12 protein-coding genes and 2 pseudogenes are annotated in these 8,784 nt (G+C 34.2%); 1 reads left to right on the forward strand and 13 read right to left on the reverse strand.

All coding sequences use genetic code 11. The features are described 5' to 3' along the window. Positions 1–166: 166 nt before the first annotated feature. The 5 genes and pseudogenes from C8K15_RS19310 to C8K15_RS19330 form a co-directional block, all read right to left on the reverse strand. Entirely contained in the window at positions 167–679 is a 513-nt protein-coding gene (locus C8K15_RS19310) for a DUF6843 domain-containing protein (RefSeq protein WP_108588020.1), read from the reverse strand. Between the two features lie 183 nt (positions 680–862). Then, positions 863–1,253: pseudogene (locus tag C8K15_RS19315) on the reverse strand (DUF2716 domain-containing protein); the annotation flags it as partial. A gap of 76 nt (positions 1,254–1,329) precedes the next feature. After that, positions 1,330–1,662: a VanZ family protein gene (locus tag C8K15_RS21475; RefSeq protein WP_108588021.1), complete on the reverse strand. Its 333-nt coding sequence runs from the start codon at positions 1,660–1,662 to the stop codon at positions 1,330–1,332. Beyond that, complete coding sequence (locus C8K15_RS20470; protein ID WP_108588022.1) at positions 1,634–1,882, reverse strand: hypothetical protein; 249 nt, start codon at positions 1,880–1,882, stop codon at positions 1,634–1,636. The genes C8K15_RS21475 and C8K15_RS20470 overlap by 29 nt, the downstream gene beginning before the upstream one ends. A gap of 149 nt (positions 1,883–2,031) precedes the next feature. Beyond that, positions 2,032–2,322: an RNA polymerase alpha subunit C-terminal domain-containing protein gene (locus C8K15_RS19330; RefSeq protein WP_108588023.1), complete on the reverse strand. Its 291-nt coding sequence runs from the start codon at positions 2,320–2,322 to the stop codon at positions 2,032–2,034. Between the two features lie 331 nt (positions 2,323–2,653). Between C8K15_RS19330 and C8K15_RS19335 the strand changes: the two genes are divergently transcribed. Then, entirely contained in the window at positions 2,654–3,097 is a 444-nt protein-coding gene (locus tag C8K15_RS19335; protein ID WP_108588024.1) for a carboxymuconolactone decarboxylase family protein, read from the forward strand. 164 nt (positions 3,098–3,261) lie between these two features. On the opposite strand, the gene C8K15_RS19340 is transcribed toward C8K15_RS19335, so the two are convergent. The 8 genes and pseudogenes from C8K15_RS19340 to C8K15_RS19385 form a co-directional block, all read right to left on the reverse strand. Further along, positions 3,262–3,639, reverse strand: coding sequence for a hotdog family protein (locus tag C8K15_RS19340; RefSeq protein ID WP_108588025.1), 378 nt, complete (start codon positions 3,637–3,639; stop codon positions 3,262–3,264). Positions 3,640–3,671: 32 nt separating this feature from the next. Then, complete coding sequence (locus tag C8K15_RS19345; protein WP_108588026.1) at positions 3,672–4,448, reverse strand: AraC family transcriptional regulator; 777 nt, start codon at positions 4,446–4,448, stop codon at positions 3,672–3,674. 338 nt (positions 4,449–4,786) lie between these two features. Further along, positions 4,787–5,358, reverse strand: a pseudogene (locus C8K15_RS19360) (LysE family translocator). Between the two features lie 341 nt (positions 5,359–5,699). Next, the gene (locus C8K15_RS19365) at positions 5,700–6,683 is read right to left on the reverse strand and encodes an MBL fold metallo-hydrolase (protein ID WP_108588027.1); all 984 of its coding nucleotides are present in this window, start codon (positions 6,681–6,683) and stop codon (positions 5,700–5,702) included. Between the two features lie 89 nt (positions 6,684–6,772). Continuing rightward, on the reverse strand, positions 6,773–6,943 hold the full coding sequence (locus C8K15_RS20475) for a hypothetical protein (protein WP_158268365.1): 171 nt from the start codon (positions 6,941–6,943) through the stop codon (positions 6,773–6,775). A gap of 406 nt (positions 6,944–7,349) precedes the next feature. Continuing rightward, the gene (locus tag C8K15_RS19375) at positions 7,350–7,571 is read right to left on the reverse strand and encodes a helix-turn-helix domain-containing protein (RefSeq protein ID WP_108588029.1); all 222 of its coding nucleotides are present in this window, start codon (positions 7,569–7,571) and stop codon (positions 7,350–7,352) included. A 10-nt stretch (positions 7,572–7,581) separates the two neighbouring features. Next, on the reverse strand, positions 7,582–8,064 hold the full coding sequence (locus C8K15_RS19380) for a DUF2975 domain-containing protein (protein WP_108588030.1): 483 nt from the start codon (positions 8,062–8,064) through the stop codon (positions 7,582–7,584). A 353-nt stretch (positions 8,065–8,417) separates the two neighbouring features. Then, entirely contained in the window at positions 8,418–8,654 is a 237-nt protein-coding gene (locus tag C8K15_RS19385; RefSeq protein ID WP_108588031.1) for a hypothetical protein, read from the reverse strand. Positions 8,655–8,784 lie beyond the last annotated feature (130 nt).

The following is an 8,784-nucleotide window of genomic DNA, read 5'->3' on the forward strand; positions in this document are numbered from 1 at the left end:
CACTTATTATACAACAAAAAAAGCGAGCCCTTCCTCGATAAAAATCGAAGAAAGGCTCGCTTAATTTAAACAATATAGACTTTTTCAGTGGCCTCCCTGTAGGTAGCCGGTTTTTCAAAACATGATTTTCTCGAATTCAAACACAGTAAAAAATTTATGAAATTTGTCAATATAATTCATTAAACCAGTAATCTTTTACTTCCTTTAATTGATCAAAGTAGCTATCCTTGCCATCAAACCAAAATTTTTGGCCGCATTCACTCATTGTAACTTGGAAATCATAGTACACAACTGACGTTTCATCGTTATTCGTAAAACCACCAGTACCTCTTTGATGAATACACTCTTCTTGAATTGACGTCCTTTCACCATTTGAATCGACGTAGAAGAACTTATCATTAGTAATTTCACCTTCATTTTCATAGGGGGTAGAAGTTAATGAAACACCATAATAAGGGTACTCACTTAATGCCATAGATTCTAAAAATTCTTTTTTTACAGGAATAACTGAAAAGTCTCCTTGTTGCTCTAAGACTGGTTCACCCGGAATTCCGTAAAAAATTATAATAGAGCCCTCATACCCTTCTGGAATAAGATATATATCATTAGTATATTCCGTTTCATTAAAAGAACATCCCCCAACCAATAAGATACCTATTAAAAAAGCAATTCTTATCATCTCTCCACCACTTTCTAAATCACATTCTAGGCATAATTATACTGATTGTATATCCCATGCACGACAGTTTGACATAACACTACAATTGGGAAGTATCCAACTAGGATCATAAAAAAAAGACTGCCTTGTAAAAGGCAGCCGGTTATTCAACTAAAGCACCCGTTAGTTGAACAAGGTTTTAAACTATCCCTGACGTAATATCTTTTGAAACATTATCGGTTGATGTTTTTCAAAACCTTTTATCAATTCTTTTCCAAAAATAGTGATGGTCTCTTCCCAAGGGTGTCCCAATAATCCCCGTTTGGAAAAATAGGTACTGTCCATTCATTAAACTCACTTTTTGGAAACTCCAAACGGGGGGTTATCCAATAACCTGGATGCTGCCAATCTACCGCATACATATATTCATTCTTCTGTGTGAGTTCTTGATAAACAAGCATTGACATATCCTCTAGGTCATTATAAATCTCATCATAAGTATCTGAATCTCCGGACCAATTAAAATACGTGGATACGATACATCATATGTGATAAATGGATTTGGAACTTCAAAAGATGGGAAGTTTGATATGCTTACGATGTTTTTATTGGGAGTCATTATATCATTTCTTGTTCAACTAAACTGTCCCGTTAGTTTAATAAGAATCACTTTATTGCTGATGTTTTAGTTTTGTTTCTTTCAAAGTAAACATATTGAAAAACTTATTAATAATTTTCCAAATTTCGTACCCTAAATATGACCCCGCAGTATTTAAAATTAAATCATCCACGTCTATTGAACGCCCCATAGGAACTACATATTGAACAACCTCAATAAACAAAGATAAAAATAATCCCATTAGCATTATTTTGAACACTGATTTTTTATTCGAGGAGTTAATGAATGATAGAAAGAATCCAAAAGGTACAAACAACAAAATGTTAAATCCCAAATTACTAATAGGGACAATTATATCAACGGAATGAAACAAAATATTGGACATAGTTCACTATTCTGGGCATTTCCGCACCATAATAACTTTGCGGAAAAACCGTTACTAATAAAATTGCAATGAAGCTAAGTACGAACAGAATATTAACAATTACAATTTTTGTATCGACATTTCTTTTCCGACACACCAAATAAATTGTAATCATCGCAACTAGTACTATTATTAAAAACAAAGGAACCATCTCACCAAACGCTCGCCATAGTTGAACCACTATCCTTCTCCTTCCTAACTTGAGTTTTAGAAAACAGCTTTAACATATAATGTAAAAAACTGAATGATTTCTTTGAACTAACCTGCCCCGTTAGTTGAAGAAGAATAATGCTTTATTTTTGGAAGGACAATATCAATATCAATTAGTGTTTATTTTTTAAATGATAACCCATTCTCCTCTAAAGAAGCTCTAAAAGTAGGTAAAGAAGCTGGTCCTATACCATGAATTTTCAAAATTTCTTTTTCACTAAACTTTGATAGTTGTTGCAAAGTAGTTATTCCATTGTGTATCAATGCTCTTCTTGCTGGTGCTGAAAGCTTTGATAGAAACCCACTGTCGGGTTTACTTTCTTGCTCACATGTTGGGCAGCTTTGACAATCACTACTTTTATAGTATTTGTGTCCTTTGTTGCATATCCTTAAATTTTTTAAAGTTGTCATATAAAACGCCACACCTACCCTTAAGTTAAATAATTGTTATATCCTTATTCTAAAATTTCATAACTTTGTTGTACATTCCGAAGACAATACGCTAATTGAACTAACCTGCCTCGTTAGTTGAACAAGAAATGCATTACTCTTATTGAAGTAAAGCACCCGTTAGCTGAATAAGCATCTACTTTTGCATATTATCATCGAACTGCGACGCAACTAATTAAACTTTACACCTGAAGTTCCTCTTGATTTTGAATGTCATACAAACAAAACATTAGTGCTAATTTTCGTATAAAGGTATAATCTTAGTATCTTAAAATCAAAGGAGTCTTGCCTTATGAGTCAAAGAGTTCCCTACAATGATATTGCACCTGATGGTATCAAAATTATGATGGATATGGAGAAGTACACTAAGCAGACTACAATTAATAGAACTACTAGAGAGTTAATCAAAATTAGAGCCTCTCAAATTAACGGTTGTGCCTTCTGTATAGATATGCATACATCCGATGCTCGTAAGATGGGTGAAACCGAACAACGAATTTATTGTATAAATGCTTGGAATGAATGTACTTTTTATACAAATGAAGAGAAAGTTGCTCTCGAACTATCTGAGCATATTACTCTAATCCCTACTAAAAGAGTTCCTGATGACTTATACAAGCGTGTCCGAGAACATTATGATGAAAAACAATATGTTGATTTAGTTCTTATTATTAATCAGATCAACAGTTGGAATAGAATCTCTATTGCAATGGGCAATACACCAACAAAGATTTAACTTCTTAACGAACATCCTTTGGTGTTCGTTTTTTCATTTATTTTGTTGCACAGTTTGTGTCAAAAGCAACATTACACATTCATTCTCTTATTGAACTAACCTGGAGCTACCCTAGCAGCTCACTGATTTTCAACTGAAGCACCCCGTTAGTTGAAGAATAATATTTATAATATTACTCCCGCAAAATTTCCACTCAATACTTGTTTCTCATTCTGATTTGTACATAGGAAAGATGCTACAATAGATATTCTATTATTATCTGGCTTTTCATACTTCTCGATTGTTACTTCACATATGATTTTATCTCCTGTAAAAACTGGTCTCAAAAACTCAAAATTCATAGTACGAGCCAGTACATTGTTATCTCCACCAACTTTTGTCGGTAATGTAGCTGTCAACAACCCTTGTATGACAAGTCTCCCCTGATCATCAGCAGTAGTATGGTGAGTGCCTTCATCACCTGAAACCTTAGTAAACAATTCAACATCTTCTAGTGTGAAAGTCCGTTCAAATGTAATAATATCGCCTACTTTTAAAGACAACGTTATTTCCTCCTTTATTTTAAATTAAACTCTCAATTTAGATGTGACAAATATTCAAATGCCGTTGTTCCATAGACGCTTTTAAAGTGTTTATTTAAATGGGTTAAATCGACAAAACCACATTCAGTTACTGCTGAATAAATATCTCCGTTTTTTTCTATTAAGTGCTTTGCACGTTCTATCTTGCAGTTAAGAAAATATTGGTATGGTGGAATTCCAGTATGAGCCTTGAATGACCTGATAAACTGAAACTTCGATACATTAAGCTCTTTACATATCTCGTCGAGTTTAAGTACATTATCCAAGTTGGTATGAAGCATATCCTTTGCTTTTCTAACTAGAGTGTCATCTTTCTTATAGTCGGTAGAAAGATCAGTTTGAATGAGGCTATCTGTAAGCGATAAGAGTAATTCACTGCACAAAGCCTCATCTTTTCCGCTTAATATTGCCCTAGAAAGATTTAATATATTTTGTTCAATTCTACCATCATACACAATGGGTGTTGAAAAACGTACTATGTCCTTTTTCTCAATAGCCTCTAAAAGCAATTGTGGTTCTATGTATAACATAACATAATCAAGGCCTGTCTCATCATGTGCCATTCCGTCATGTACCTGTTCAGGATTAAAAAGCATAACACCATTTTGGTATGATAATTGTAAACTACCATCCAAGTTGTAATGTTGGATACCCCGCAATGTTACCCCTATTGCATACTCCTTATGAGAGTGCTTTTTATATGTAAAATCAGTAATACTAGCTGATAACGCAGTGATGCCTGCAGATTTTTTATAGATAAATTTGTCCATTTAATTCACCCTTCGGATTTAAACAACTGCATAAGGAAGCCTCACATAAAAGTAGCCGATTGGTCTACAGTTGTTTTTGGTCTATCCATTTTGTAAAATTGACAAGCGAGATAGAACATATAAACGCTTCCGATATAGTTGTAATTACCTTCATTTCTTACCTCCATAAAGTCCTTTCAGTTCCTCTTCCTTCAAAATAACGTCACCCTTGTTCTGCAAGTTTTGCAGAAGGATAGTCATAGGCTGTTAACATGACAATCTTTTAATTGCTTTGCTTCATTTTCAAAAAATCTGTAGTTTGTTTCATCATATTCCCTCCTTCTTATTAATTAGCTTAGCTACATCCATATCATTATTGCAGCATAAACCAAAAATAATGCATCACATCTACAGCCTTTTCATGCTTCTGTAAAGATTGCTTGAAGATTGCACCAAAAAGAACCCATGTAATAAATGCTAAAAATCCAATAAGAGTGATAGCTATAACACTTATTGTTACCGCAGACATTGCAGTATAGTGGGGCATAACAAAGCTGGGAATTACAGTCATTGTAAATAGTACCACCTTTGGATTTAAAAACTGCATGAGGAAGCCTGACATAAATGTACCAGTTTGTTTTACCGTTGGTTTTGATGTATCCATTTTGTAGATTTGATAAGCGAGATAGAGCATATAAATGCTACCGATTATCTGCATAACGATCAAAATTTTTGGGATTACCGTTATAAGCATTGTATTCAACATAGCTGAAGCAGCAAGCAATAAACAAAAAGCAATAGTTGCTCCATACGTATATTCCATTGCCTTTTTTGTCCCATGATTATGAACTGTAGATAATATGACGATATTGGTAGGTCCTGGTGTAAAAGTAACAACAAAACAGTATATTAAAAAAGATGTAATATTCATGAGGAAAACTCCTTTTAAGGTATTCTCATGTAACTATACATCTTAAAATCAAATGAAATATAGTATATTATTGCAGGATTACTTAAAGCTTTTGTAAAGTTAACTCTCCAAATTCAGAGTGCTGATACGTTATATTTCATTCTGTATCACAGAATAAAAGACGGTTTTATTAATCGATTTGGTGAATTATGACCCCATATTCAATCATCCAATCCAATTTCCCAAAAAGGAGAGCCTCATTTAAGAGACCCTCCTCATTCTTCTGATACTCCTTTCCCTTCACCTCCTTTTGCTATCAGGTTGGGTTCAACCGTTTTCCGTTCGCTCCCCCCTTCTTTTAGTTATGTAAGAAAATCCTGAGGTTTCCAATCTTTTGGCTTTATGTTCTTATTCATCCATTTCTTTTGTGGTGCTTGATATGGGGTGGTGGCTATTAAATGATTATTGTGCCAGCTTGCTGCTCCGGAACGAATCATTTCATCGAGTAGGATTTGGATAAATTCTTCTGGCTGAAGTTGGAAAGAGTGGCGTGCAAAATCTTGGAACCAACCACACTTTAATAGGTAGTTATCGATTTCTTCTTTTGCCAATCCGTTTTTAATGATTAATGTGAATGAAAAAATCCTCTTGCAGGCATGCCATGAAATTTTTTCTGGCATCTTGAGCCACTTTTCAAACCTTTCTCTTGCTGCATCAATGGCAGCCAGAGGATTATCCATTTGAGGTCCATGTCCTGAATATGCCTGTTGAATCCGGAGCATGGACAACCGATCCAAACTTTCTATAGATCGTTGGATAGATGTGACACCCTCTCGAAAGATATTTAACCATCCGATATCATTTTTGTGAAAGAGATCCCCGCAAATTAATATCTCTTCTTCAGGTTCATATAAAGAAATATGCCCTAACGTATGTCCTGGTGTGTGCAAGACTTTCAAGATTCTACTTCCTGTATTAATCTCATCTTTATCTGAGAGCTTTGTATCGACTCGATAAGGTTCTACAGGCTGATCTAACCACTCTGCACTACAGGCTTCAGGGTCACAAGAATTAATTAAATCGGCATCCCATTTATGAGCAGCAATCGAAACACCATACTTTTTTTGAAGATAAAAATTGCCTCCTACATGGTCACTATGATAGTGCGTGTTCACAATAAGATGTAATTCTTCTGGTGAAACACCTACTTCTTTAATTAATTGCTCTGTATCTTTCGCATCACTCCCAAAACCAGAATCAATAAGGATCGGGAGCTGATCATTAATAAGAATCATGTTTGCACTTGGAAAATTTCTTTCAAAGAAAATAATACTGTTTTTTTTCATAAGCTATTCCTCCTCCACAACCCGGGATTCCCATTAATAAGGTTTTCCCCATTAACATTACTTCACTAATTCACCATTTTCTTCTTAAACTAAACAGCCCCTTTAGCATATGAAAAAAGAGCTTTTCTAAGCTCCTCTTTGTTAAACAGTTGCTTAGCGGTAGAAGCTAATATAGCTATACTCCACATAATGAAAAGAAATGATATTGTAAGCCAAATAGTATTTTTAGATGTATTTTCTTCATTTTTCACTTTTTTCATAATAGTAACTAGATTTAGATAAAACACAATGCACAATACTGAAATTATGAACCAGCCTATATACAAAATGAAATTACCATTTAAGTTCCCCCTTACTATAGGAATATTCTCTGTTCGACCGACTAATCCCTTGTTCAACTAAACAGTCCTGTTACTTGAAGAAGAAAAGGCATATTACCATAGTTCCAGTAATGCACCCGTTAGTTTAATTGCGCACATCTTTTTAAGGTGTTTTCTATACCTTCATGATTTAATAAGAATGATAGCTACATTTCTCCAAAACAACCGCCATTACCTTATCGAACTAACCTGCCCCGTTAGTTCAATAAGAAAATGAGTTGCTTATGCAGTCAGATGATCTTCAACTAAAGCACCCGTTAGTTAATAAATTTGTTTTCTAATCTTATTATCCCAGAGTGTCTCTGTCACTTTTGTATTCTAAAATATCCCCAGGCTGACAATCCAAAGCCTTACAAATAGCTTCTAAAGTTGATAATCGAATCGCTTTTGCCTTTCCGTTTTTCAATATAGAAAGATTAGCCATCGTTATTCCAACCCTCTCAGAAAGTTCTGTAACACTCATTTTCCTTTTAGCCAACATCACATCAATATTGATTATAATTGCCATGTCATTCACCTCAGACTATTAAGTCATTTTCTGATTTTATATCGATAGCTTCTTGTAAAAGCCTTTGAAGAACAGCAGCGAAGACTGCAATCACCATAGAAGCAAAAATAATGACCAATCCGAGTACTATGACACCAGGGGCATCGTCTTTATCCCCAATTAGATAAAAGAGTGGCATGCCTGCTGCAAACAAGATACTGATTGTAATTGCACAGTATTTGATGGTCTTTAAAGCCTTTACCGATAAATCAGAGAAAGCTTTATTCTTGTCGATATAGCTTAAAAGTTTAAAAGCTTGATACAGAGCAAAGTAAAAAGGTATCGCCGCTGCATACAAATCGATTAAAACGAGATATTTCATATAAGCAATATCTGGATACAATTCTGCTGCAAAATTCCCTATCTCAGGCACCAAAAATATGCACAAAGCAAGAACTGGAATTCCAATAAGAATAACAGCTATCTTTAAAAAGAGTGTTGTTCCCCGTTTCATAAAAAGCACCTCACTTATTTATTGTAAATTCGACATTAACACATATTTTATCGTTTCACAATAAAATATTGTTGTCTTTTATTATATTGTTATTGTTATAGAAATATCCTTCATTTTTTAAAAAATTTCAAAAAGCATTTCTCATTACAAAGAAATGCTCTATAACTTTAAACTATTCAATTTATAACTTGTTCAACTAACCTGCCCCGTTAGTTCAATAAGAAAAAAGAGCTACCTAAGTAGCCCAAGGATCATCTTTAACTAGATCACTCGTTAATGAAAGAGCTTCTCTGATTAATGTAGACACTCACCCCGATTGCACTAGAAGCGATTGCTCGTTTCAAAATAGCCCATTATGAGTAACTAAAACCTAAAAAAATAATCATAATAACAACAGCACTAAGTATAGTTAACCCATTTGCTAAATTCTTTTTAAGTTTAATTTCTTCGAAACCTAAAAGTGTAAAGAATATTATTAACAGTCCGAATGCGTAAGGTAGCAGATTGAATTTTCGAGTTATTAATATGACCGTTAGAAAAACTAAAACTACCACTTGTAAAAACACTTTAATCACACCAGAAGTTTTCAAATTCCCCCTCCTTCTTTAATACTTTTATTAAATTCTGAATACAGTCATCAAAATGAGCCACTCGTGCCAAGTTTTTGAGCCACTTGAGACAGATTTTTGAGCCACTTCGGTCATAAAGAGAGCCACTACC

This window comes from Paenisporosarcina sp. OV554 (assembly GCF_003058165.1).
In the GTDB taxonomy this organism is placed as follows: domain Bacteria; phylum Bacillota; class Bacilli; order Bacillales_A; family Planococcaceae; genus Paenisporosarcina.